This window comes from Variovorax sp. LjRoot84 (assembly GCF_964254305.1).
Taxonomy (GTDB): Bacteria; Pseudomonadota; Gammaproteobacteria; order Burkholderiales; family Burkholderiaceae_C; genus Variovorax.
The window spans coordinates 809,046-834,201 of sequence record NZ_CAXUTE020000001.1 but is presented as its reverse complement, the minus strand read 5'-3'; the positions used below and the strand labels follow the sequence as shown (position 1 = coordinate 834,201).

At 66.7% G+C, this 25,156-nt stretch carries 16 protein-coding genes and 1 tRNA gene; 6 read left to right on the top strand and 11 right to left on the bottom strand.

Annotated elements, in window-relative coordinates; translation table 11 throughout:
• Positions 1-89 precede the first annotated feature (89 nt).
• The 4 genes from ACSQ9I_RS04215 (at position 90) to ACSQ9I_RS04200 (ending at position 5,195) form a co-directional block, all read left to right on the top strand.
• Positions 90-2,189, top strand: a complete 2,100-nt coding sequence (locus tag ACSQ9I_RS04215) for an ATP-dependent helicase (protein WP_093111321.1) — start codon at positions 90-92, stop codon at positions 2,187-2,189.
• Positions 2,186-2,617 carry a hypothetical protein gene (locus ACSQ9I_RS04210; protein WP_093111319.1) on the top strand — a complete coding sequence of 144 codons (432 nt, stop codon included), beginning with the start codon at positions 2,186-2,188 and terminating at the stop codon, positions 2,615-2,617. The genes ACSQ9I_RS04215 and ACSQ9I_RS04210 overlap by 4 nt, the downstream gene beginning before the upstream one ends.
• A complete protein-coding gene (locus ACSQ9I_RS04205) occupies positions 2,617-3,774 on the top strand; it encodes a phospholipase A (protein WP_436295424.1) in 1,158 nt (385 codons plus the stop codon). Before ACSQ9I_RS04210 ends, ACSQ9I_RS04205 begins: the two co-directional genes overlap by 1 nt.
• A gap of 89 nt (positions 3,775-3,863) precedes the next feature.
• Positions 3,864-5,195: an MFS family transporter gene (locus tag ACSQ9I_RS04200; RefSeq protein ID WP_093111315.1), complete on the top strand. Its 1,332-nt coding sequence runs from the start codon at positions 3,864-3,866 to the stop codon at positions 5,193-5,195.
• A gap of 16 nt (positions 5,196-5,211) precedes the next feature.
• On the opposite strand, the gene ACSQ9I_RS04195 is transcribed toward ACSQ9I_RS04200, so the two are convergent.
• The 3 genes from ACSQ9I_RS04195 to araD are packed head-to-tail and all read right to left on the bottom strand — an operon-like array spanning position 5,212 to position 8,710.
• Complete coding sequence (locus ACSQ9I_RS04195) at positions 5,212-6,192, bottom strand: Bug family tripartite tricarboxylate transporter substrate binding protein (protein ID WP_436295422.1); 981 nt, start codon at positions 6,190-6,192, stop codon at positions 5,212-5,214.
• 36 nt (positions 6,193-6,228) lie between these two features.
• Complete coding sequence (locus tag ACSQ9I_RS04190; protein ID WP_436302788.1) at positions 6,229-6,939, bottom strand: ribonuclease activity regulator RraA; 711 nt, start codon at positions 6,937-6,939, stop codon at positions 6,229-6,231.
• Positions 6,940-6,982: 43 nt separating this feature from the next.
• A complete protein-coding gene (gene araD, locus ACSQ9I_RS04185; protein WP_436312367.1) occupies positions 6,983-8,710 on the bottom strand; it encodes an L-arabinonate dehydratase in 1,728 nt (575 codons plus the stop codon).
• 85 nt (positions 8,711-8,795) lie between these two features.
• Here araD and ACSQ9I_RS04180 point away from each other — a divergent pair, with 85 nt between their 5' ends.
• Entirely contained in the window at positions 8,796-9,488 is a 693-nt protein-coding gene (locus tag ACSQ9I_RS04180; protein ID WP_436302786.1) for a GntR family transcriptional regulator, read from the top strand.
• Positions 9,489-9,670: 182 nt separating this feature from the next.
• Entirely contained in the window at positions 9,671-10,309 is a 639-nt protein-coding gene (locus ACSQ9I_RS04175; RefSeq protein WP_436312366.1) for a LysE family translocator, read from the top strand.
• A 508-nt stretch (positions 10,310-10,817) separates the two neighbouring features.
• On the opposite strand, the gene ACSQ9I_RS04170 is transcribed toward ACSQ9I_RS04175, so the two are convergent.
• The 8 genes from ACSQ9I_RS04170 to rpoB form a co-directional block, all read right to left on the bottom strand.
• A tRNA-Phe gene (locus ACSQ9I_RS04170) sits at positions 10,818-10,893 on the bottom strand.
• Between the two features lie 80 nt (positions 10,894-10,973).
• A complete protein-coding gene (locus ACSQ9I_RS04165) occupies positions 10,974-11,672 on the bottom strand; it encodes a response regulator (protein ID WP_436302783.1) in 699 nt (232 codons plus the stop codon).
• A 71-nt stretch (positions 11,673-11,743) separates the two neighbouring features.
• Positions 11,744-14,011 carry an ATP-binding protein gene (locus ACSQ9I_RS04160; protein ID WP_436315711.1) on the bottom strand — a complete coding sequence of 756 codons (2,268 nt, stop codon included), beginning with the start codon at positions 14,009-14,011 and terminating at the stop codon, positions 11,744-11,746.
• Between the two features lie 59 nt (positions 14,012-14,070).
• Positions 14,071-14,616, bottom strand: a complete 546-nt coding sequence (locus tag ACSQ9I_RS04155; RefSeq protein WP_436295420.1) for a DUF4390 domain-containing protein — start codon at positions 14,614-14,616, stop codon at positions 14,071-14,073.
• Positions 14,617-14,674: 58 nt separating this feature from the next.
• Positions 14,675-16,033: a 16S rRNA (cytosine(967)-C(5))-methyltransferase RsmB gene (gene rsmB, locus ACSQ9I_RS04150; protein WP_244504094.1), complete on the bottom strand. Its 1,359-nt coding sequence runs from the start codon at positions 16,031-16,033 to the stop codon at positions 14,675-14,677.
• A gap of 29 nt (positions 16,034-16,062) precedes the next feature.
• On the bottom strand, positions 16,063-16,665 hold the full coding sequence (locus tag ACSQ9I_RS04145) for a lema family protein (RefSeq protein ID WP_436312365.1): 603 nt from the start codon (positions 16,663-16,665) through the stop codon (positions 16,063-16,065).
• Between the two features lie 72 nt (positions 16,666-16,737).
• Entirely contained in the window at positions 16,738-20,970 is a 4,233-nt protein-coding gene (rpoC, locus tag ACSQ9I_RS04140; RefSeq protein WP_436312364.1) for a DNA-directed RNA polymerase subunit beta', read from the bottom strand.
• A 19-nt stretch (positions 20,971-20,989) separates the two neighbouring features.
• On the bottom strand, positions 20,990-25,114 hold the full coding sequence (gene rpoB / locus ACSQ9I_RS04135; protein ID WP_093111391.1) for a DNA-directed RNA polymerase subunit beta: 4,125 nt from the start codon (positions 25,112-25,114) through the stop codon (positions 20,990-20,992).
• Between the last annotated feature and the right edge of the window lie 42 nt (positions 25,115-25,156).

Here is a 25,156-nt window from a genome sequence, read left to right as displayed (position 1 = left end):
TGCGAACGGGTTTAACACCGCCATACATCTGAGGTCGCCCGACGGCGCCCCGTATCATTGCCCGCTTTGCGCCCCCTTCCCCTCGCCTCATGTCCTCCGGTCTCAACCTCGCGCAACAAGAAGCCGTCAACTACATGCACGGTCCCTGCCTCGTGCTCGCGGGTGCGGGTTCGGGCAAGACGCGCGTCATCACGCACAAGATCGCGCGCCTGATCCAGGCGGGGCTGGAGCCCAAGCGCATCGCGGCCATCACCTTCACCAACAAGGCAGCAGCCGAGATGCGCGAGCGCGCCAAGGGGCTGATCGGACGCGACGCGAAGCATGTGGTGGTGTGCACCTTCCACGCGCTGGGCGTGCGCATGATGCGCGAAGACGGCGCCGTGCTGGGCCTGAAGCCGGCCTTCAGCATCCTCGACAGCGACGACGTGACGAAGATCCTGAAGGACGCCGGCGGCACCACCGACGCCGCGACCGCGCGCATCTGGCAGTGGACCATCAGCAAGTGGAAGAACATGGGGCTCAATGCCGCCCAGGCCGAGGCCCAGGCTGCCGACGACAACGAGCGCATCACGGCGCGCATCATGGGGCGCTACGAAGAGCGGCTCGCTGCCTACCAGAGCGTGGATTTCGATGACCTCATCGGCATGCCGCTCAAGCTTCTGCAGCAGCATGACGAGGTGCGCGCCAAGTGGCAGGCCGCGCTCGGCCACGTGCTGGTCGACGAATACCAGGACACCAACGCCACGCAGTACGAGGTGCTGAAGGCGCTGGTAGGAGAGCGCGGGCGCTTCACCGCGGTGGGCGACGACGACCAGTCGATCTACGGCTGGCGCGGCGCGACGCTCGACAACCTGAAGAAGCTGCCGATCGACTACCCGAATCTCAAGGTCATCAAGCTCGAGCAGAACTACCGCAGCACCAGCGCGATCCTGCGCGCGGCCAACAACGTGATCGGACCGAACCCCAAGCTCTTTCCGAAGACGCTGTTCAGCGAACTCGGCGAGGGCGAGCCGGTGCGCGTGGTCGATGCCGACAGCGAGGCGCACGAGGCCGAACGCACGGTGGCGCGCATCCAGAGCCTGCGCGGCGGCGACGCCACCACGCAAGGCCAGCAGTACAAGGAGTTCCGCGATTTCGCGATCCTCTACCGCGCCAACCACCAGGCCCGGGTGTTCGAGCAGGCCTTGCGCAAAGCGCAGATCCCCTACAAGGTTTCGGGCGGCCAGAGCTTCTTCGACCGCGCCGAGATCAAGGACCTGTGCGGCTGGTTCCGGCTCTGGGTCAACAACGACGACGACCCGGCCTTCCTGCGCGCCGTGACCACGCCCAAGCGCGGCATCGGCCACACCACGCTGGCCAGCCTGGGCACCTTCGCGAGCCAGTACAAGCTGAGCCTGTTCGAGGCCCTGTTCTCGCCCTCGCTGCCGAGCGTGATGCCGAAGCGCGCGCAGGAAGGCCTGCACGAGTTCGGCCGCTACATCAACGACCTCGAATACCGCGCGCGCCGCACCATGGGCGCCGAGGACGCGCGCAGCTTCCTGGCCGACTGGCTGAAAGAGATCGACTACGAGAAGCACCTCTACGACGGCGAGGACAGCGAACAGGCCGCGGCCAGCCGCTGGACCAATGTGCTCGAGTTCTGCGACTGGATGTCGCAGCGCTGCGGCGGGCAGATCGACGATGCCTCCGGAGCGACGGTCGAGAGCGAACGCAAGAGCCTGCTCGAAGTCGCGCAGACCATCTCGCTGCTCTCCACCATCAGCGAACGGGAGAAGGACCAGAACGTGGTCACGCTCTCCACGCTGCATGCGGCCAAGGGCCTCGAATGGCCGCACGTGATGCTGATCGGCGTGACCGAGGGGCTCTTGCCCTTCAAGCTCGACGACGACGGCGGCCGGCAGGAGAAGGTCAGCGAGGACACGCTGCAGCGCCTGCAGGAAGAGCGCCGCCTGATGTACGTGGGCATCACGCGCGCGCAGCGCAGCCTGGCGGTGAGCTGGACCAAGCGACGCAAGCAGGGCCGCGAGATGGTGCCGGCGCAGCCGAGCCGCTTCATCGCCGAGATGGCGCTCGACAAGAAGACCATCAAGGAAGACCCGCGCGAGAAACTCAAGGCACTGCGCGCCGAATTCGCGCGCAAGGTCCAGGACAACGCTGCCGCAGCGGCGGCCGCCGCGGCAGCCCCATGAAGTGCCACGCGCTGCTCACTGCTTTGTGCATTGCCGCCGGCAGCGCCGGAGCCCAGCCGGCATGCCCCGCCAGCGGCCGCGACCTGCCGGTCGAGGCGCTCTATGGCCAATGGGAGGCACGCTTCGAAGGCGTGCCGGGCATCGCGCGGCTGCAACTCGCCAAGCATCCTGAATACGCCGGCGTGCGCGGCACCATCACGCGTGACGGCGGCGCGGCAAGCCCCTCGGTCGCGCAGCTCGCGGGCGACATCGACGACGAGGGCCAACTCAACATCGACGAATCGATGGACGGCCGCGCGATCAGCGGCGTCTGGCTCGGCGAGCTGCAGGCCGGATCCTGCGGCAAGGAGTTCAAAGGAACCTGGCGAAACGCCGCCGACGACAGCACACGTCCTTTTGTACTAACCAAGACGGGCAGTTGGCAATGATGAACACACGCACCACCACTTTCGCGGCGCTCTTTGCCGGCCTCGGCATCGCAGGCGCGCACGCGCAACCTGCAGAGAGACCGCAGAGCCCGCTGGCCGAAGCGCAGCTGACCTGGCAGCAGTGCCAGCGCCTCGCCGACAGTAAGGAGGCGCGGCTGGCCTGCTTCGACCGCTGGGCCCAGCAGCAGACCTTGCCCGCGGCCTCGGTACCGGCGGCGCCGCCCGTGCTCGCCAACACGCAGCCGCCCGCGCCGGTGGACGCCGCCGTGCCCGCCACGCGCGTGGTCTCCGTCGCCACCGAAGAAGGCTGCCGCGACCGCCAGTACTCCGCGCTCTCGCGTTTCTGGGAACTCGAGAATGGCACCGACTGCGGCACCTTCAGCTTCCGCGCCTACCGGCCGCTCAACGTGTCCGCCTCGGCGGCCAAGGACAAGCCGCAGACGCCGACCTCGCCCTCTGCCGGCCACAACGGCAGCGACATCGCCTACCAGGCCAACGAGATGCGCATCGGGCTTTCGGTGCGCACCAAGCTGATCCAGGGCATGCTGACGCTGAACGATCCGGTCAAGAAGGATTCGCTGTGGTTCGGCTACAGCCAGCAGTCCACCTGGCAGCTCTTCAACGGCGCGATCTCGCGGCCCTTCCGCACCACCGACCACGAGCCGGAACTGATGTATGTCTATCCCACCGACGTGCAGCTGGCGGGCGGCTGGCGCTGGCGCTATGCGGGCCTCGGCCTGGTGCACCAGTCGAACGGACAGAGCCTGCCTTATTCGCGCAGCTGGAACCGCGTCTACCTGATGGGCGGCATGGAGCTGGACGACCGCTTCACCCTCACCGGCCGCGTGTGGCAGCGCCTGCATGAGGATGCTGCGAAGGACGACAACCCCGACATCTCCAACTACATCGGCCGCGCCGAGCTCACGGGCCGCTGGAATCTGAACCCCTACAACACGCTCGGGCTGACGGTGCGCAACAACCTGCGCGAGAGCGGGCGCGGTTCGATGCGGCTCGAATGGCTCAAGGACCTCGGCAACTCGAGCAGGAGCAACCTGCGCTTCCACACGCAGCTGTTTCACGGCTATGGCGACACGCTGGTCGACTACAACCGCAAGCGCACCGTGCTGAGCATCGGCCTGAGCCTGGTCGATTTCTAGGGACATCGCGGCGTCTGGCCGATGCCGGGTGGCCGGCGGCCTTAGCATGAGGGTTCTCCCGTACAACACACCAAGACACGGAGGCTCGCATGAGCGCAGTCACGCCCGCTTCGGGCATCGCCGCGGACGCCACGGTGCCGCAGCACTACACCGCCGAAGAAAAGCGCCACCGCATCTTCGCCATCGTCGGGGCCTCTTCAGGCAATCTGGTCGAGTGGTTCGACTTCTACGTCTACGCGTTCTCGTCGATCTACTTCGCGGCATCGTTCTTCCCGAAATCCGACCCCACCGCGCAACTGCTCAACACCGCGGGCGTTTTCGCGGCCGGCTTCCTGATGCGGCCGATCGGCGGCTGGCTGTTCGGCCGCATCGCGGACCGCAAGGGTCGCAAGACCTCGATGGTGATCTCCGTCACGATGATGTGCGCGGGCTCGCTGGCGATCGCCTGTCTGCCGACCTACGACAGCATCGGCGCCTGGGCGCCAGCGCTGCTGCTGGTCGCGCGTCTGTTTCAGGGACTTTCGGTCGGCGGCGAGTACGGCACCACCGCCACCTACATGAGCGAGGTGGCGCTGCGCGGCCAGCGCGGCTTCTTCTCGTCCTTCCAGTACGTCACGCTGATCGGCGGCCAGCTGCTCGCGGTGCTGGTGATCGTGGTTCTCGAACAGCTGCTGAGCGAGGCCGAACTCAAGGCCTGGGGCTGGCGTATTCCCTTCGTGATCGGCGCCATCACCGCCGTGGTCGCGATGCAGCTGCGCCGGCAGTTGCACGAGACTTCGAGCACCGAGAGCCGCAGCAACAAGGAGGCCGGCACGCTCGCGGGCCTGTTCCGCCACCACAAGGCGGCCTTCTTCACGGTGCTGGGCTTCACCGCGGGCGGCTCGCTGATCTTCTACACCTTCACCACCTACATGCAGAAGTACCTGGTCAACACGGTCGGCCTGCCGATCAAGACCACCAGCTACGTGATGACCTGCGCCCTCTTCGTCTACATGTGCATGCAGCCGGTCTTCGGCGCGCTGTCGGACCGCATCGGCCGGCGCAACAACATGCTGCTGTTCGGTGGACTCGGCGCGCTGGCCACGGTGCCGATCCTCACTGCGCTGCAAAGCGTGACGAGCCCGGGGCTCGCCTTCGTGCTGATCATCGTGGCGCTGGCGATCGTGAGCTTCTACACATCGATCAGCGGCATCGTGAAGGCCGAGATGTTCCCGCCCGAAGTGCGCGCCCTCGGAGTCGGCCTGGCCTACGCGGTGGCCAACGCGATCTTCGGCGGCTCGGCCGAATACGTGGCCCTGGGCCTCAAGTCGCTGGGCCACGAATCGAGCTTCTTCTGGTACGTGACAGCGATGATGGCGATCGCCTTCTTCGTGAGCTGGCGGCTGCCGCGGCAGGCGGCCTACCTGCACCACGATCACTGATCGCGGTTGATTCGGATCAGTCCGCGGTCGCGCCGGACTTCTTCACCAGTTCGGCCCAGCGCGGGATCTCGCGGGCCATGTGCTCGCGCAGTTCTTCCGGCGTGCTGCCCACGATTTCCATCGCCAGCTGGTCCGAGAGCTTGGCCTGCACGTCGGGCTGCTTGAGCGCCTTGACGATCTCGGCGTTGAGGCGCTGCACGATCGGTTTGGGTGTGCCCTTGGGCGCGTACACCGCCTGCCACGACGACATCTCGAAGCCGGGAATGCCCGATTCGATCATGGTCGGCAGCTCGGGCGCAAGCGCGATGCGCTTGCCGGTGGTCACGGCCAGCAGCTTGAGCTTGCCGCTCTTGACCAGCGGCAGCGCCGCCGTCACCTGATCAAACATGAAGGGCACCAGCCCCGCGGCCACGTCGGTCATGGCCGGCGGCGTGCCCTTATACGGCACATGGGTGAGCTTCACGCCGATCAGGTCGGCGAACATCTCGCCGGCCAGGTGGGTGGAGGTGCCGGCGCCGGATGACGCGAAGCTGCGCTTGCTCTCGTCCTTTTTCAAGAGCGCCACCAGTTCGGCCACCGAGTTCACGCCGAGCTGGCTGTTGACGATCAGCACGTTGGGCAGGCGCGCGACCAGCGAGACCGGCTCGAAGTCCTTCATCGGGTCGTAGGGCAGCTTCTTGTAGAGGCTGGCGTTGATGGCATGCGTGCTGATGGTGCCGCCGAAGAGGGTGTAGCCGTCGGGCGCGGCCTTGGCCACGTAGGCCGCACCGATGCCGCCGGCCTGGCCGGGCTTGTTCTCGACCACCACCGATTGCTTGAGGCTTTCGCTCAGCTTCTGGGCCAGCGTGCGGCCGACGATGTCGGTGGAGCCGCCGGCCGTGAAGGGCACGACGTAGACGATGGGCTTGGCGCCCGGCCATTCGGGTGCCTGGGCCCAGGCGGCCACAGGGGCGAGCGCGGCCAGAAGCAGCGCGGCGGCGCGGCGGGTGAAGCGCATGGTTTGTCTCCTCGGGGGTGAAAAAAGGAAAAGACCTCAGCGGCCTTTGGCCTGGCGCCAGGCTGCGAAGTCGGCGCGGCTCTGTTCGTCGGTGGGCGGGTACAGGCCGAGGATGGAGCGGCCTTCGAGCACCTTTTCCTGCACGAAGTCTTCGAAGGCCGTCATCTCGATCGCTTCGGCGGCGATCTCGTCGGCCAGGTGGGCCGGGATGACGATCACGCCTTCGGCATCGCCCACGATCACGTCACCGGGAAACACCGGCGCGTCGCCGCAGCCGATGGGCACGTTGATGTCGATGGCCTGGTGCACCGTGAGGTTGGTCGGCGCACTGGGGCGGCAGTGGTAGGCCGGGAACCCGAGCTTCGCAATGTCGGGGCTGTCGCGGAAGCCGCCGTCGGTCACCACGCCGGCGGTGCCGCGCTTCATCAGCCGCGTGACCAGGATGCCGCCGGCCGAGGCGGCGCGCGCGTCCTTGCGGCTGTCGATCACCAGCACGGCGCCTTCGGGACATTGCTCCACCGCCTGGCGCTGCGGATGGTTGCGGTCGAGGAAGACGCTGATCGGGTTCAGGTCTTCACGCGCCGGCATGTAGCGCAGCGTGAAGGCCTCGCCCACCATGTTGGGCAAGGCCGGGTTGAGCGGTCGCACGTCCTGGATGAATTGGTTGCGCAGGCCGCGTTTGAACAGGGCCGTGCACAGGGTGGCGGTGCTCACCTTCATGAGCTGCTCGCGGGTGGCGGGATTCACGTGGGGTCTCCGTTCTCGAAAGAAGGTGGGGTTTAAAGGCGGATCAGAAGATGTCGGGCTCGGGCACCGGCTTGCCGAAGCCGGTTTCCAGGAAGTCGAAGTCGCAGCCTTCATTGGCCTGTTTGATGTGGCGGCCGAACATCCAGCCGTAGCCGCGCTCGTAGCGCGGCGGCGGCGGCGTCCACCCGGCCTTGCGGAGCGCGAGTTCCTCGTCGCTGACCTCAAGGTGGATGCGCCGCGCCGGCACGTCCACGCTGATGCGGTCGCCGGTCTTCAGCAGCGCCAGCGGGCCGCCGATGGCCGCCTCGGGCGAGCAGTGCAGCAGGCAGCCGCCGTAGCTGGTGCCGCTCATGCGCGCATCGGACAAGCGCAGCATGTCCTTGACGCCCTGCTTCAGCAGCTTGGTCGGGATCGGCAGCATGCCCCACTCCGGCATGCCGGCGCCGCGCGGGCCGGCGTTGCGCAGCACCAGGATGTCGTCGCCCGTCACGTCGAGTTCGGGGTCCTCCACCGCCTTCTTGAGCGCCGGGTAGTCGTCGAACACCAGCGCGCGGCCGCTGTGCTGCAGGAGGTGGGGCGCGCAGGCGCTGGGCTTGATCACCACACCGTCGGGCGCCAGGTTGCCGCGCAGCACGGCGAGTGCGCCTTCCGCATAGATGGGGTTGGCGAGCGGACGGATGACATCGTCGTCATAGACCTCGGCGCCTTCGATGTTCTCGCCGAGGGTGCGGCCGTTGACGGTGAGCGCCTCGGTGTGCAGGTGGCCGCGGATGCGCTCCAGCATCGCGGGCAGGCCGCCGGCGTAGAAGAAGTCCTCCATCAGGTAGGCGTCGCCGCTGGGCCGGATGTTGGCGATGACGGGCACGCGGCGGCTGAAGGCATCGAAGTCATCCAGGCTCACCGCATGGCCGGCGCGGCGCGACATCGCGATCAGGTGCACGATGGCGTTGGTGCTGCAGCCCATGGCCATCGCGCAGGCGATGCCGTTCTCGAAGCTGGCGCGCGTGAGCATCTTCGCGGGCGTGAGGTCTTCCCACACCATCTCGACGATGCGGCGGCCGCAGTCGGCGCTCATGCGGATGTGGTTGGCGTCGGCCGCGGGAATGCTGGAGGCGCCCGGCAGGCTCAGGCCCACCGCCTCGGCGATGCCCATCATGGTGGCGGCCGTGCCCATGGTCATGCAGGTGCCATGGCTGCGGGCGATGCCGGCCTCCATCTCGGCCCAGGCCTGCTCGCCGAGCCGGCCGGCGCGGCGCTCGTCCCAGTACTTGAAGGCATCGGAGCCCGAGCCCAGCACCTTGCCCTTCCAGTTGCCGCGCAGCATGGGCCCGGCCGGCAGGTAGATGAAGGGGATGCCCATGCTGAGCGCGCCCATCGTGAGGCCGGGCGTGGTCTTGTCGCAGCCGCCCATCAGCACCGCGCCGTCGACCGGGTGGCTGCGCAGCAGCTCTTCGGTTTCCATCGCCAGGAAGTTGCGGTAGAGCATGGTGGTGGGCTTGACCATGCTTTCCGACAGCGAGATGGCCGGCAGTTCCAGCGGGAAGCCGCCCGCCTGCAGGATGCCGCGCTTGACGTCCTCCACCCGCTGCTTGAAATGCGCGTGGCACTGATTGGCATCGCTCCAGGTGTTGACGATGGCGATCACCGGCTTGCCCATCCAGTCGGCATAGCTGTAGCCCATCTGCAGCACGCGCGAGCGGTGGCCGAAGGAGCGGAAGTCGTCGGGCGCGAACCAGCGGGCGCTGCGCAGGGATTCGTAGGGGCGTTTCATTGGGGGTTGTCTCTTGGACCGCAGGTCGCGTCGACGGGATTAAAACACTAATATATTAGTACGTCAATGCCACAATCCGACCCCGATGAGTGCCCTCCCCAAGATCCGACTCGACCGCACCCGCCTGGCCGCGCCCCAGGTGCTGGAGCAACTGCGCGACGCCATCCTCTCGCTGGAACTGGCACCCGGCACCGTGCTGGCGCGGCAGGAACTGGCCGACCACTTCGGCGTGAGCCAGACGCCGGTGCGCGAGGCGCTGCTGCGCCTCAGTGAAGAAGGGCTGGTGGACGTGTTCCCGCAGCACGCCACGCTGGTCAGCCGCATCGACATCGCGGCGGCGCGCCAGGCGCATTTCCTGCGCCGCTCCATCGAGCTGGAGTTGGTACACCAGCTCGCGCTGGACGCGCCCGCGGGGCTGGTCGAGCAGATGAAGGCCACCATCGCCCGGCAGGCAGCGCTGTCGGCGGCACAGCGCTACGGCGACTTCGTCGGCGCCGACCGCGCCTTCCATCGCCTGATGTACGAAGCCGGCGGCGTGCCCGACCTGTGGGAGCTGGTGGGCCGCGTCTCGGGCCACGTGGACCGGCTGCGCCTCCTGCACTTGCCCACTGCCGGCAAGACCGAGGCGATCCTGCGCGACCACCGCGCCATCGTGCGCGGCATCGAAGCGAAGGACCCGACCGCCGCCCAGGCCGCGTTACGCAAGCACCTGTCGGGCACGCTCAGCGCGGTGGACGAGATCTGCCGTCAGTACCCGGACTATGTCGCGGCCGAGTAGACCTCGCAGCCTTGGCCAGCTCCTGCGCCGCGCGGTAGATCTGCAACAGCAGCCCGCTGAAATTTCCCGGTTCGGTCTTAGGAGGCGAGAATTCGCACGTCGCATCGTGGCACTTCGATGCCGGTTGCCGCATCGCGGCCAGTTCGGGACGGAGAAGTCCTCTTCATTCGCTAGGAATCTGCATGTCCCTCCAAACATGGTTGCTGTATGTCGCAGCTGTCTTTGTTCTGACCGTAACGCCCGGCCCCAGCGTCCTGATGTGCGTCACCAACGCAGTCAACCATGGTGCGCGACGCACATTCTTTTCGGCCATCGGCAGCGTCACAGCGGTGGTCGGCATCATGACGTGCTCTGCCGTCGGCGTAGGCGCGGCGCTTGCCGCGTCCGAGACGCTGTTCCACGCGATCAAGTGGTTTGGCGTCGGCTACCTCCTCTACATCGGCATCGGCACGCTGCGGTCCACGACATCGAGTTTTGACCTTCCGTCCCAGGTCGCTAGCCGAGCAAGCCGCCTGGCGCTCTACGTCAAGGGTTTGCTGGTCGGCGCGAGCAATCCGAAGGCATTGCTGTTCTTCACGGCGTTCTTCCCTCAGTTCATCGATCCGGCCGCGCCTCAGCTTCCGCAGTTCCTGCTTCTCGGGGGCACATTCGTGTGCTTCGAGCTGTTCTGGCTCATGTTCTACGCCACGTTTGCCTCGCGTGTTGCGCCATGGTTGCGGGTCAAAGGGCGAGCCAAGCTCTTCAACCGACTATCAGGTCTCACCTTCATAGGTGCCGGCGCTCTTCTGGCTACTGTCAAACGCGCGGCCAAAGACGCCTGACTGAAAACGCTGGCCGCAGCGCCGAGTCGTCCAACGATTGGGGATCGTCAAACGGGTTGCGGGCCACCGACACCGCGACGCTTTCGTACTTCTTCGGCTGCGCGGGGCCTTGCGCTACACCTGTGGGGCGAGGAGACGCGTCCGCGGCTTAACGCCGCCCATTGATGCAATCCGTGTCGCATCCCTCCCAGGTAGCCGGCCCGTTGCAATGACGCTTTGAGCCAGCCAATTTCGATGGCTGCCCGACGACAGTGGGCCCAGGAATCGCGACGGCCCTCTACGGTCCGAACCCTAGCTGCTGCGTTCAGCCAGCCGCAGCGACGTCAACTGCTCTCCAATGCGCGTTCACGTCGGCGCTTCGCAAGACAACATTGATGCTTTAGGCTCTCGCTGCGCAAGAAACGGGACGCTGTGGGATTTGACGATACCGCCTGAGCCGCCTTTTCAGGCTAAGTCCTCGATTTACAAGGACTCTTGAGCTGTCTTGGGATCGTACGAGAAGAGGGGGTGGTGGCCTGGGGCGGAATCGAACCACCGACACGCGGATTTTCAATCCGCTGCTCTACCAACTGAGCTACCGGGCCATGTACGCCTCGACTTGCGGCTGATCAGTTGGTCTTGTGTGACTCAACTGAGCTACCGGGCCTTGGTGTGCAGCCCGCGATTATACAGTGCCTCGGCGGCCTCTCGACAGGTCGACGCCAAGTTGCTTGAGCTTGCGGTAGAGGTGGGTGCGTTCGAGGCCCGTCTTCTCGGCCACGCGCGTCATCGAGCCGTTCTCCATCGCGAGATGGAATTCGAAGTACGCTTTCTCGAATCCGTCGCGCGCGTCGCGCAGCGGACGGTCGAGGTCGAAGCTCTGCGTGGATTGCGGGCCGGTGTCGACCGCAGGTATTTGCGGCGCCGATGGAACCAGCGCGTTCTCGCCGATCGTGGTGACCACCGCGGAGAGATTGTTGGCGGCGGCCGGCACCACGCTCGCCGCGGCGCGGCGTGCGCTTTCGCGCGCAAGTCCCTGCTCGACCGCTTTCAGCAGCTTCTGCAAGGTGATGGGTTTTTCGAGGAAGGCAAAGGCGCCGATGCGCGTGGCGTCGACCGCGGTGTCGATGGTGGCGTGCCCGCTCATCATGACGACCGGCATGCTCAGCAGACCGGCGGTGGACCATTCCTTGAGCAGCGTGACGCCGTCGGTGTCGGGCATCCAGATGTCGAGCAGGACCAGGTCCGGGCGCGCGCGCTGCCGTGCTGCGCGCGCTTCGGCCGCGTTCTCGGCGAGTTCCACGTTGTGGCCTTCGTCATTGAGAATTTCGAAGAGCAGGTCCCGAATGCCCAGCTCGTCGTCGACCACGAGGATGTTTGCCATGAATGCTTGTGTTGTGCGCCTGTGTAGATAGAGAGGGCTCGCTTGCCGGCCCGCGCGCACTGCAGGAGCGCTCAGGCGGACGGCGACCTCGAATCTTCGGTGTGTGCGAGCGCTCCCTGCGCCTCGCCTGCCAGCGCGAATGATAACGAGACTTGTGCGCCAGCCACAGCCCCATCAACGATGCGATTCGAAAGTTCGATGCGGGCGCCGTGCTCGTCGGCGATTTTCTTGACCACCGCGAGGCCGAGCCCGGTGCCCTTGGTCTTGGTCGTGACGTAGGGCTCGAAGGCCCGCTTGAGGATGTTCTCGGCGAAACCCGGCCCGTTGTCCTGCACCGTGAGGCGCACGCGCTGGCCCGAGTCGCCGAGCCGCGTGCGGATGACGACCTCGCCGGCCCGCTCGCTGCCGCTGGCGGCAGCCTCAGCCGCGTCCTGCGCGTTTTGCAACAGGTTGTGAACGACCTGCCGGATCTGCTGCGCATCGCCGCGGATCGGCGGGCAGCGCTCGTCCAGTTCGGAGCGCAGCGCGATGGGCGCGTTCTCCCCGCCATAGAGCTGCAACACGTCGGCCACCAGCGCATTGAGGTCCACCGGCTTCAGGTCGGCCGCGGGCAGGCGCGCATAGTCGCGGAATTCGTTGACCAGGCGCTTCATCGCGTCCACCTGGTCGACGATGGTCTTGACCGACTTGGCGAGCACCGCTTCCTCGGCCGGCGGGACCTTGCCGGTGAGCTTCATTTCGAGGCGCTCGGCCGAGAGCTGGATCGGCGTCAGCGGGTTCTTGATCTCGTGCGCCAGGCGCCGCGCCACCTCGCCCCAGGCCTGGGCACGCTGGGCCGACACGATCTCGGAGATGTCGTCGAACACCAAGAGCCTGGCATCGCCCGGCAGCTCCGCGCCGCGCGCGACGATGTTGATGGCGTCCTGCGACATGCCCTCCCCGCTCGCATGCAGCTCGAAGGCATGCTGCCAGTGGTCGAGGCCGTGCTGCAGGCGCTCGACCTGGAACTCGTCGAACTGCTGCTGCACGCTCTGCCCGAACTCGGCGAGGCCGGGCACGTCGGCCAGCAACTGGCCTTCGTAGGCCGCGAGCGGCGCGCGCAGCACGCGCGTGGCACCGGGGTTGGTCGACAGCACGGTGCCTTGGGGATCGAGCACGATCACGCCCGAGGTCAGGTTGTCCAGGATGGTCTGCAGGTTGGCGCGCGCCGCATCGAGTTCGCCCATGGTCTTTTCGACCGCGCCGCGCGCATCGGCCAGCTGCTGCGTCATGACGGCGAAGGAGCGCGTGAGGCCACCCAGCTCGTCCTTGCCCTGCAGTACCGCGGTGGGGCGCAGATCGCCACCGGCCACCTGCCGCACGCCCTCGGCCAGCACCAGGAGCGGGCGGGCGAGCTGGTTGCCGAACAGCACCGCGAGCAGCACCGCGCCGAACACGGCGAGGAACAGCGTCAGCGTGAGCGTGCCGATGTACATGCGGCGCAGCCCTTCGCGCGCCAGCGCTCTTTCCTGGTACTCGCGGTTGGCTTCCTGCACGGCCAGCGCGTTGGCCACCACCGCCGGCGGCAGCGGCTGCGTGACCTGCAGGAAGCGCGGCTCGGTGTTGAATTCGAAGCCCGGCCTTTGCACCAGCGCGAGCGCCCGCACGCTGGCGGGCGGCGGCGGCGCGGCGCCGGGCGCGGGCGTCTCGTCGAGGCCTTCGATGTGCGCGATCGCGCGGTCGGCGCGCACCTGACGGAACTGCTGCGGCGTGGGCCGTTCGGGATTGAGCTGGAAGCGGGAAGCGCCCGCGCCGGCCACCAGTTGGCCGTTGCCGGTCCAGAGCACCACGTCGGTGGCGCCGAGCTGGTCGCGGATGCGTTCGAGCACCAGGCCCGCTCTCGCGTCGGGCACTTCGGCCAGCTGGTTGCTCGCGCTGCGCACCTTGCTCACCAGGTCGTCGGACAGCGAGTCCAGCGTGGCGCGGCCCAGGTTCAGGCCGGCGTCGAGCGCGCCTTCGACCTTGACGTCGAACCAGCTCTCGATCGAGCGCGCAACGAACTGGTAGGAGACGAGGTACACCAGCGCGCCGGGCACCACGCCCACGAGCGCGAAGATGGCGGCCAGCTTGATCAGGAGGCGGCTGCCGAACTTGCCCTGGCGCAGGCGCCGCAGCAGCCGGAACGCGACCCATCCGAGCACCAGCAGCAGTACCACCGCGACCACCACGTTGATGCCGAACAGACGCGCGTAGTTCTCCTCGTAGAAGGCACGGTTGTTGGTGGACTGCGCGAGCAGGAACATCAGCACCAGGCCGATGGCCGTGACCAGGAAGGCGCCGACCCCGATCGCCCAGCGCATGGCGCGGGAACGGCGGCGCGGTGGCGGCGCCCCTGCTGCGCCGCCGCGTGGATCGGTACTCACTTGGCCTTCTCCAGCGGCAGGCGTGCGCTGCGCTCGGCCGAGATGTTCCAGTCGGCCTGGCCGACCACGCCGATCTGGAAGGGCCGCGGCAGCTGCGAGGTGTCGAGCCGGAAGCGGAAGCTCACGGGATGCACGTGATCGTCACCGATCTCGGCGATGTCGCCCAGCCGCAGCCGGCCCACGCGCCGCACGCCTTCGAGCGCATCCTCGAGGGTGTCGAAATTCTGGTTCAGCGAAACGCCGAAGCCCGCGTTCGTGATCGGCACCGGAGAGACGTTGAGCCGCCAGCGGCGCGTGAGCGGCTGGTAGGCGAGCCGCATGTGGCGCGTGGCCTGCGCCACCTTGAGGTCGGTCCAGTACCAGCGCTCCCGGTAGAGCTCGGCGTCGGCCACGAAATAGATCGCGATCCCCTTGTCGAGCACCTCCTCGACCAGCCCGGGCAGCTCGAACTGCACCTGGGCGCTGAGGTAGACACCGTCGTCGGCCTGCTCGAGCCGGAGCTGGCTGACCGTGGCGCTGCGCGACTGCGCCAGGGCCGGCATCCACGCCAGAAGGAGGGCGAGGACCGCCAGCGCGGCGAGCCAGACCGAACCCCGCCGTTCAGCGCGGCTGCTTTTCGAGCAAGGCGTAGAAAAATCCGTCGTGGTCACCCAAGGCATTGTCCGGGACGCCACGGGCAATCCCCCCGCTTTGCGGCAGCAAATGCCCCGGCGAGGGCAGCAAACGGGCGTCGGTGTTGTGTGCAAGGAACGCATCGATCTGGTGCGTCCCCTCTTCGCGGAAGACCGAACAGGTGCAGTACAACAAACGTCCGCCCGACCGGACCAGGGGCCACAGGGCGGCCAGCAGCATCGCCTGCTGGAGCGCCAGCTGCTCGGTATCGCTCTCGCGCCGCAGCCAGCGCACGTCGGGATGGCGCCGCACGATGCCCGAGGCGGTACAAGGCGCGTCGAGCAGGATGGCGTCGAAGGCTTGGCCGTCCCACCACTGCTTCGGCCGCGCGGCATCGGCGACGAGGACCTTGGCAGCCAGGCCGAGCCTGGCCAGCGTCTCGTCGATGCGCCGGCTGCGCCCGGCATCGATTTCGAGTGCCGTGAGCTCGATCGCATCCGGTCCCGCCACTTCGAGCAGGTGGGCGGTCTTGCCGCCCGGCGCCGCACAGGCGTCGAGCACCCGCAGCGGCGCGGCGCCTTGCAGTCCTTCGAGCAGAAGGGGCGCGGCCAGCTGGGCCGCCGCATCCTGCACCGAGCATTCGCCCTCGGCAAAGCCCGGCAGCGCCTGGACCGGCCGCGCGCCCAGCAACTGCAGGCCGCTGGCCGCCACGGGAACGGCCTGCAGGTTCACGGCTTCCAGGGCGCGCCGGTAGGCGGCCACATCGGTCTTGCGCGTGTTGACGCGCAGCGTCATCGGCCCCTGGGTGTTGTCGGCCGCCAGCACGCGTTGCCAGTCGCGCGGATGGTCGCGCCGCAGGCGCTCGATCCACCAGCGCGGATGGTTCCATTGCGCGACCGGCTCGCGCTCGGTGGCCGCAACCAGCTCATCGCGTTCGCGCAGAAAGCGGCGCAGGCAGGCATTGATGAAGCTGGCCTGGGCCCGCGTGCCGGGGTTGCGCTTGGCGGCCTCGACCGCCTGATCGACCAGCGTGAACGGCTCGTAGGGCGACAGCGCGGCATCCCAGGCCAGCGCGAGCGCGGTGCAGAGCAAGGCATCGGCCGCCGGCGGCGGCGTGCGCTTGGCCAGCTGGCGTCGCAGGGCCTCGGCCCGGCCGAGCCAGCGCAGCACCTGGAAGCCCAGCGCCTGGACGCCCGGCCGCAAGGCCGGATCGACGGCCTCGAAGGCCACCGAGCCCGAGACGCCGCTGCGGATCGAGGCGAGCGCGACGGCGGTGAGCTGCAACTGGCGCCACAACGGCGGCGAAACGGGCGACGGAGCGCGGATGGGGTCTGGAAGGTCTGCCAACTTGGTGTCGATGAGAAAAGAACGCAGGATCAGCGCAAGGGCGCTGCCGGTCGCAGCTGCATGATCCACGCCACCAGCAGCGCCGGGAACTGGGCGATGGCCGCGTTGTACTGCGTCACGGCCAGGTTGAACTGGTTGCGGGCGATCTCGGCCGCAGCCGAGGGCTCGGGCCAGGCGATCGGCGCCGAGCCGGCGGCCGCGTCTTCCCTGGCCGCGAGCGGCGCGGGTCGCGACAGGGTACCGTCGGCCTCGAAACTGACCACCGCATCGGGATGCAGCCGCTGCCAGGCGCCGAGCATGACATGCAAGGCGGTGGCCAGCGCGCCGATGCCGGCCGGATCGAGCGGCTTGAGGCGCGTGGCGGCAAGCAGGGTCACCAGCTGGCTGGCGGCCGCCTGCAGCGAGGCGTCGGCCGTCGCGCCCTTGGGCACTGCCGGCGCAGGCGCAGGCGCCGCTTCGGCCACGCGCGCCTGCACGAAATCGAGCTGCCGCACCAGCGCCGCGTCGAGCGCCGCATAGGCCTGCAGCGCCGCCGAACGCAGGCGCACGATGCGGTTGTAGGCGCCGACGAACCAGAACAGCGCCACCGCGCCGACGATCCAATACGGCAGCGAATCGGGCATGTCGCTCATGAAAAAGCCCCCCATCCGCGGGCGGAAGGGGGGCGATGGGTACCGGTCATGCCGGTGATGCTAACCAGTTATTTATTCGGTCGCGGCGCCTTCGCTGGCGTCGGCCGTGGTCACATCGTCGGTCGAAGGGCTGGCAGCCAGGTCGGCGGCTTCCGCCTCGGCGATCGCGCGGCGCTCGGCCTCGTCCATCGCGTCCTTGACCTTGCGTGCCTGGTGATACGCCATGCCGGTGCCCGCGGGAATCAGGCGGCCGACGATGACGTTTTCCTTCAAGCCGCGCAGCTCGTCGCGCTTGCCCATGATCGCGGCTTCGGTCAGCACGCGCGTCGTTTCCTGGAACGATGCGGCGCTGATGAAGCTGTCGGTCGAGAGCGATGCCTTCGTGATACCGAGCAGCAGGTTGGTGAACGTGGCGGGCAGCTTGTCAGCGGCGCGCAGGGCGTCGTTGGTGTTGAGCATTTCGCTGCGTTCGACCTGTTCGCCGGCGATGTAGTTGGTGTCGCCCGGGTTCTCGACCACGACGCGGCGCAGCATCTGGCGAACGATCACCTCAATGTGCTTGTCGTTGATCTTCACGCCCTGCAAGCGGTACACGTCCTGCACTTCGTCCACGATGTAGCGCGCGAGTTCTTCGGAACCCAGCAGGCGAAGGATGTCCTGCGGATCCGCCGGGCCGTCGACCACGCTTTCGCCCTTGTTCACCACCTGGCCTTCGTGCACCAGGATGTTCTTCTCCTTCGGCACCAGGTCTTCCCAGACCTTGCCTTCGGGGTCGGTGATCTGCAGGCGGATCTTGCCCTTGGTCTCCTTGCCGAACGACACGGTACCGGTCATCTCGGCCAGCATGCCCTTGTCCTTCGGCGAACGCGCCTCGAACAGCTCGGCCACGCGCGGCAGACCGCCGGTGATGTCGCGGGTCTTCTGGCCTTCGACCGGAATGCGCGCCAGCACCTCGCCGGGGCCCACGTCCTGGCCGTCGCGGATCTGCACCAGCGAACCGATCGGGAAGCCGATGGTCACCGAGTGGTCGGTGCCGGGGATCTTGACCTCGTTGCCCGTGGCGTCGACCAGCTTCACCTGCGGACGCACGACCTTGGCTGCGCCGCGGCGCTTCGGATCGATCACCACCAGCGTCGACAGGCCCGTGACCTCGTCGACCTGCTTCGCGACCGTGAGGCCTTCCTCGACGTTCTCGAACTTGGTCTTGCCGGCGAACTCCGTGATGATCGGGCGCGTCAGCGGATCCCAGTTGGCCAGCACCTGGCCGGCCTTGACCTGCTGGTCGGCCTTGACCGCCAGCGTGGCGCCGTAAGGCACCTTGTGGCGTTCGCGCTCGCGGCCGTGCTCGTCATGGATGACGATCTCGCCCGAACGCGCGATCACGACCAGCTCGTTCTTGCTGTTGGTCACGTAGCGCATCGTGGCGTTGAAGCCGATCACGCCGTTGGACTTGGCCTCGACGCTCGAAGCCACCGCCGCGCGCGAAGCCGCACCACCGATGTGGAAGGTGCGCATCGTGAGCTGCGTGCCGGGTTCGCCGATCGACTGGGCCGCGATCACGCCGACCGCCTCGCCGTTGTTGACCAGGCCGCCGCGGCCGAGGTCGCGGCCGTAGCACTTGGCGCAGATGCCGAAGCGGGTCGCGCAGGTGAGTGCCGTGCGCACCTTGACTTCGTCGACGCCTTCGGCTTCGAGCACTTCGATCACGTCTTCGTCGAGCATGTCGCCGGCCTTGGCCAGCACGGCACGCGTTTCGGGATGCAGCACGTCTTCGGCCGCAGTACGGCCGAGGATGCGCTCGCGCAGCGACTCGATGACTTCACCGCCTTCGACGATCGCGCGCATCGCTGCGCCTTCGTGCGTGCCGCAATCCTGCTCGATCACGACCAGGTCCTGGGTCACGTCGACCAGTCGGCGCGTCAGGTAGCCGGAGTTCGCGGTCTTCAGCGCGGTGTCGGCCAGACCCTTTCGGGCACCGTGGGTGGAGATGAAGTACTCCAGCACGTTCAGGCCTTCGCGGAAGTTCGCGGTGATCGGCGTCTCGATGATGGAGCCGTCGGGCTTGGCCATCAGGCCCCGCATGCCGGCGACCTGGCGGATCTGCGCGGCGGAACCGCGGGCGCCCGAGTCGGCCATCATGTAGATGGAGTTGAAGGACTCCTGCTCCACTTCCTTGCCGTGGCGGTCGGTGACCTTCTCTTTCGAGAGCTTGGCCATCATGACCTTCGACACCTCGTCGCCGGCCTTGCCCCAGATGTCCACCACCTTGTTGTAGCGTTCGCCGGAAGTCACCAGGCCCGAGACGTACTGCTGCTCGATCTCCTTCACTTCCTTGGCCGAGCGCTCGATGATGCCGTGCTTCTCGGCCGGCACCAGCATGTCGTCGATGGCGATCGAGATGCCGGCCTTGGTCGCCAGGCGGAAGCCGTTCTGCAGCAGCTTGTCGGCGAAGACCACGGTCTCCTTCAGGCCGCACTTGCGGAACGAGACGTTGATGAGCTTGGAGATTTCCTTCTTCTTCAGCGCCTTGTTGATGTTCGAGAACGGCAGGCCCTTGGGCAGGATCTCGGACAGCAGCGCGCGGCCCACGGTCGTATCGACGAGTTCGGTCTTGGGCGTGAACTCGCCCGATTCCTTGTCCTTCGTGTACTCGGTGATGCGCACGCTGACCTTGGCGGTGAGCTCGACCACGTTGGCGTCGAGCGCGCGCTGCACTTCACCGATGTCGGAGAAGATCAGGCCCTCGCCCTTGCCGTTGATGCGCTCGCGGGTCGTGTAGTAGAGGCCCAGCACCACGTCCTGCGACGGCACGATCGAGGGCTCGCCGCTGGCCGGGAACAGCACGTTGTTGGAGGCCAGCATCAGCGTGCGGGCTTCCATCTGCGCTTCCACCGACAGCGGCACGTGGACGGCCATCTGGTCGCCGTCGAAGTCGGCGTTGAAGGCCGCGCAAACCAGCGGGTGCAGCTGGATCGCCTTGCCTTCGATCAGGATCGGCTCGAAGGCCTGGATGCCGAGGCGGTGCAGGGTCGGTGCGCGGTTGAGCATCACCGGGTGCTCCTTGATCACCTCTTCCAGGATGTCCCACACCACCGGCGTGCCGGATTCGACTTCCTTCTTCGCCGCCTTGATGGTGGTGGCGATGCCCATGGCTTCGAGGCGCGAGAAGATGAAGGGCTTGAAGAGCTCGAGCGCCATCAGCTTCGGCAGGCCGCACTGGTGCAGCTTGAGCGTCGGGCCGACCACGATGACCGAACGGCCCGAGTAGTCGACGCGCTTGCCCAGCAGGTTCTGGCGGAAGCGACCGCTCTTGCCCTTGATCATGTCGGCCAGCGACTTGAGCGCGCGCTTGTTGGCGCCCGTCATGGCCTTGCCGCGGCGGCCGTTGTCCAGCAGGCTGTCGACGGCTTCCTGCAGCATCCGCTTTTCGTTGCGCGCGATGATCTCCGGCGCCTTCAGCTCGAGCAGGCGGCGCAGGCGGGAATTGCGGTTGATGACGCGACGATAGAGGTCGTTCAGGTCGGAGGTCGCGAAGCGACCGCCGTCCAGCGGCACCAGCGGACGCAGGTCCGGCGGCAGCACGGGCAGCACGTCGAGCACCATCCACTCGGGCTTGATGCCCGACTTGCGGAAGGCTTCCAGCACCTTGAGGCGCTTGGAGTTCTTCTTGACCTTGACTTCGGAGCCGGTCAGGTCGCCGCGCAGCTTCTCGATCTCGCTGTCGAGCTCGATGCCCATCAGCAGGTCCTTGATGCCTTCGGCGCCCATCTTGGCGATGAACTCGTCGCCGTATTCCTTGCGCTTCGCGTCGTAGTCGTCCTCGGACATGATGCCGAACTTCTTCAGCGGGGTCATGCCGGGGTCGGTGATCACGTAGGCTTCGAAGTACAGCACGCGCTCGATGTCGCGCAGCGTCATGTCGAGCACGAGGCCCAGGCGCGAGGGCAGCGACTTCAGGAACCAGATGTGGGCGCAGGGCGCGGCCAGGTCGATGTGACCCATGCGCTCGCGGCGCACCTTGGTCTGAGTGACTTCAACGCCGCACTTCTCGCAGATCACGCCGCGGTGCTTCAGGCGCTTGTACTTGCCGCACAGGCACTCGTAGTCCTTGATTGGCCCGAAGATCTTGGCGCAGAACAGGCCGTCGCGCTCGGGCTTGAAGGTCCGGTAGTTGATGGTCTCTGGCTTCTTCACCTCGCCGAAGGACCACGAACGGATCTTCTCGGGCGAAGCCATGCCGATGCGGATGGCATCGAAATGCTCATCGGGCGTGAATTGCTTGAACAGGTCGAGTAGCGATTTCATTTGACTCTTTCCCTCTCAATTAAGAACGTTCCAGTTCAATGTCGAGGCCCAAGGAACGAATTTCCTTGACCAGCACATTGAACGATTCCGGCATGCCGGCTTCGATCGAGTGTTCGCCCTTGACGATGCTCTCGTAGACCTTGGTACGACCCTGCACGTCGTCGGACTTCACCGTCAGCATTTCCTGCAGCACGTAGGCGGCGCCGTAGGCTTCGAGCGCCCACACTTCCATTTCGCCGAAACGCTGGCCGCCGAACTGTGCCTTGCCGCCCAGCGGCTGCTGGGTGACCAGGCTGTACGGGCCGGTCGAGCGGGCGTGCATCTTGTCGTCCACCAGGTGGTGCAGCTTGAGCACGTGCATGTAGCCGACCGTGACCGGACGCTCGAACTGGTCGCCGGTGCGGCCGTCGAACAGGTAGGCCTGCGTGCGGGTGTCGGTCAGGCCCTTGGCCTTGGCGATCTCTTCCGGGTAAGCCAGCTTGAGCATGCCGCGGATCTCTTCTTCCGAAGCGCCGTCGAACACGGGGGTCGCGAAGGGCACGCCGGTCGACAGGTTTCCGGCCATCTCGAGCACGTCGGCATCGCTCAGCTTGCTGAGGTCTTCCTTGCGGCCCGAGCCGTTGTAGAGCTGGTCCATGAACTTGCGCAGCTCGGCCACCTTGGCCTCGGCCTGCAGCATGTCGCCGATGCGCTGGCCGATGCCCTTGCCGGCCCAGCCCAGATGCACTTCGAGCACCTGGCCCACGTTCATCCGCGAAGGCACGCCCAGCGGGTTCAGGCAGATGTCGCACGGCGTGCCGTCGGCCATGTGAGGCATGTCTTCGACCGGAACGATCTTCGACACCACACCCTTGTTGCCGTGGCGGCCGGCCATCTTGTCGCCGGGCTGCAGGCGGCGCTTGACGGCCAGGTAGACCTTGACCATCTTGAGCACGCCCGCGGGCAGCTCGTCGCCCTGCGTGAGCTTCTTGCGCTTTTCTTCGAAGGCGAGGTCGAAGCTGTGGCGCGTCTGCTCGAGCGAGTTCTTGATCGACTCGAGCTGCGACGCCACGTCGTCGTCCGCCGGGCGGATGTCGAACCAGTGGAACTTCTCGATCGACGAGAGGTAGGCCTTGTCCAGCTTGGTGCCCTTGGCCAGCTTGTTCGGGCCGCCGTTGGCGGCCTTGCCGACCAGCAGCTTCTCGATCCGGTCGAAGGCGTCGGCTTCGACGATGCGAAGCTGGTCGTTCAGGTCGAGGCGGAAACGCTTGAGCTCGTCGTCGATGATCTGCTGGGCGCGCTTGTCGCGCGTGATGCCTTCGCGGGTGAACACCTGGACGTCGATCACGGTGCCTTGCGAGCCCTGGTCGACGCGCAGCGAAGTGTCCTTCACGTCGGAAGCCTTCTCGCCGAAGATCGCGCGCAGCAGCTTCTCTTCAGGCGTCAGCGTGGTTTCGCCCTTGGGCGTGACCTTGCCGACCAGCGTGTCGCCCGGCTGCACTTCGGCGCCGACGTAGATGATCCCCGACTCGTCCAGGCGGTTGAGCTGCTGCTCGGCCAGGTTCGGGATGTCGCGCGTGATTTCCTCGGCACCGAGCTTGGTGTCGCGGGCCATCACCACCAGTTCCTCGATGTGGATCGAGGTGTAGCGGTCTTCGGCCACGACGCGTTCGCTGATCAGGATCGAGTCTTCGAAGTTGTAGCCGTTCCAGGGCATGAACGCGACCAGCATGTTCTGGCCCAGGGCCAGCTCGCCGAGGTCGGTGGATGCGCCGTCGGCCACCACGTCGCCCTTGGCGATCTTGTCGCCGCGCTTGACGATCGGACGCTGGTGGATGTTGGTGTTCTGGTTCGAACGCTGATACTTGATCAGGTTGTAGATGTCGACACCGACTTCACCGGCCGCCGCTTCGGCATCGTTCACGCGCACCACGATGCGGGTGGCGTCGACATAGTCGACGATGCCGCCGCGGGTGGCCGTGACCACGGTGCCCGAGTCGACCGCGGAGACGCGCTCGATGCCGGTACCGACGAAGGCCTTTTCGGGACGCAGCACCGGCACGGCCTGGCGCTGCATGTTGGCGCCCATGAGCGCGCGGTTCGCATCGTCGTGCTCGAGGAAGGGCACCAGCGACGCGGCCACCGACACGATCTGCGCCGGCGACACGTCCATGTACTGCACGCGCTCGGCGCTGACCAGGATCGATTCGCCGGTTTCGCGCGCCGACACCAGGTCGCCCGTGAGGCGGCCGTCCTTGTCGAGCGCGGCGTTGGCCTGCGCGATCACATACTTGCCTTCTTCGATGGCCGACAGGTAGTCGATCTCGTTCGTGACCTTGCCGTCGATCACGCGGCGGTACGGCGTCTCGATGAAGCCGTATTCGTTCAAGCGCGCGTAGAGCGCCAGCGAATTGATCAGGCCGATGTTCGGACCTTCAGGCGTTTCGATCGGGCACACGCGGCCGTAATGCGTGACGTGCACGTCACGCACTTCGAAGCCGGCGCGTTCGCGCGTCAGGCCGCCCGGGCCGAGGGCCGAGACGCGGCGCTTGTGCGTGATCTCGGACAGCGGGTTGGTCTGGTCCATGAACTGCGACAGCTGCGAGGCGCCGAAGAATTCCTTCAGCGCGGCGGAGATCGGCTTGCTGTTGATCAGGTCGTGCGGCATGAGCGGCTCTTGCTCGGCCTGGCCCAGACGTTCCTTCACGGCCTTCTCGATGCGGGCGAGGCCGGTGCGGTACTGGTTCTCGGCCAGTTCGCCGACGCAGCGCACGCGGCGGTTGCCGAGGTGGTCGATGTCGTCCACTTCGCCGCGGCCGTTGCGCAGGTCCACCAGGATCTTGACCACGGCGAGGATGTCCTCGTTGGTCAGCACCATCGGGCCGGTCGACTCGTCGCGGCCGACCTTGGCGTTGAACTTCATGCGGCCGACGCGCGACAGGTCGTAGGTGTCGGGGTTGTAGAACAGACGCTGGAACAGGGCCTGCACCGCGTCTTCCGTCGGCGGCTCGCCGGGGCGCATCATGCGGTAGATCGCCACGCGGGCGGCGAACTCGTCCACCGTCTCGTCGATGCGCAGGGTCTGCGAGATGTACGCGCCCTGGTCGAGTTCGTTGGTGTAGATGGCCTGCACGTCCTGCACGCCGGCGGCGCGCAGCTTCTTCAGGAGAGCTTCGGTCAGCTCGTCGTTGGCTTTGGCCAGGATCTCGCCGGAGTCGGCGTCGACGATGTTGCGCGCGATCACGCGGCCGACCAGGAAGTCTTCCGGCACACTGATGTGCGTGGTGCCCGTCTGCTCGAGTTCGCGCGTGTGGCGCGCGGTGACGCGCTTGTCCTTGGCGACCACGACCTTGCCGGACTTGTCGGTGATGTCGAAACGCGCGACTTCACCACGCAGGCGCTCGGAGACGAACTCCATCTGCGCGCCGCTGTCCATCAGACGGAAGTTGTCGTTCACGAAGAAGTTCGCGAGGATCGATTCCGGGTTCAGGCCGATGGCCTTCAGCAGGATCGTGACCGGCATCTTGCGGCGGCGGTCGACGCGGAAGTACAGCATGTCCTTCGGGTCGAACTCGAAGTCCAGCCACGAACCGCGATAGGGAATCACGCGGGCCGAGAACAGGAGCTTGCCGGAGCTGTGCGTCTTGCCCTTGTCGTGCTCGAAGAACACGCCGGGCGAACGGTGCAGCTGCGACACGATGACGCGCTCGGTGCCGTTGATGATGAAGGAGCCCTTGTCGGTCATGAGCGGCACTTCGCCCATGTAGACCTCTTGCTCCTTCACTTCCTTGACCACCTTCGACTGCGAGGTCGACGATTCGCGGTCATAGATGATCAGTTGCACCTTGGCGCGCACGGCCGAGGCGAAAGTCAGCCCGCGGGTCTGGCACTCGCGCACGTCGAAGGCAGGCTTCGCGAGGTTGTACTCGAGGAACTTCATCTCGACGAAACCGTTGTGCGAGACGATCGGGAAGGCAGCGTCGAATGCAGCCTGCAGGCCTTCCACGGTGCGCTTCTGGGGTGCAATGCCGGCCTGCAGGAACGCGGTGTACGCGTCTTTCTGCATCTGCAGCAGGTAGGGGATTTCGACGACGCTGTCGCGATTGCCGAAATTCTTTCGGATGCGCTTGCGTTCGGTGTAACTGTACGTGGACGTTTGGGCCATGAGAGCTCCGGAGCTTGAGATCTTCAGCGACTTGGTCGGGTG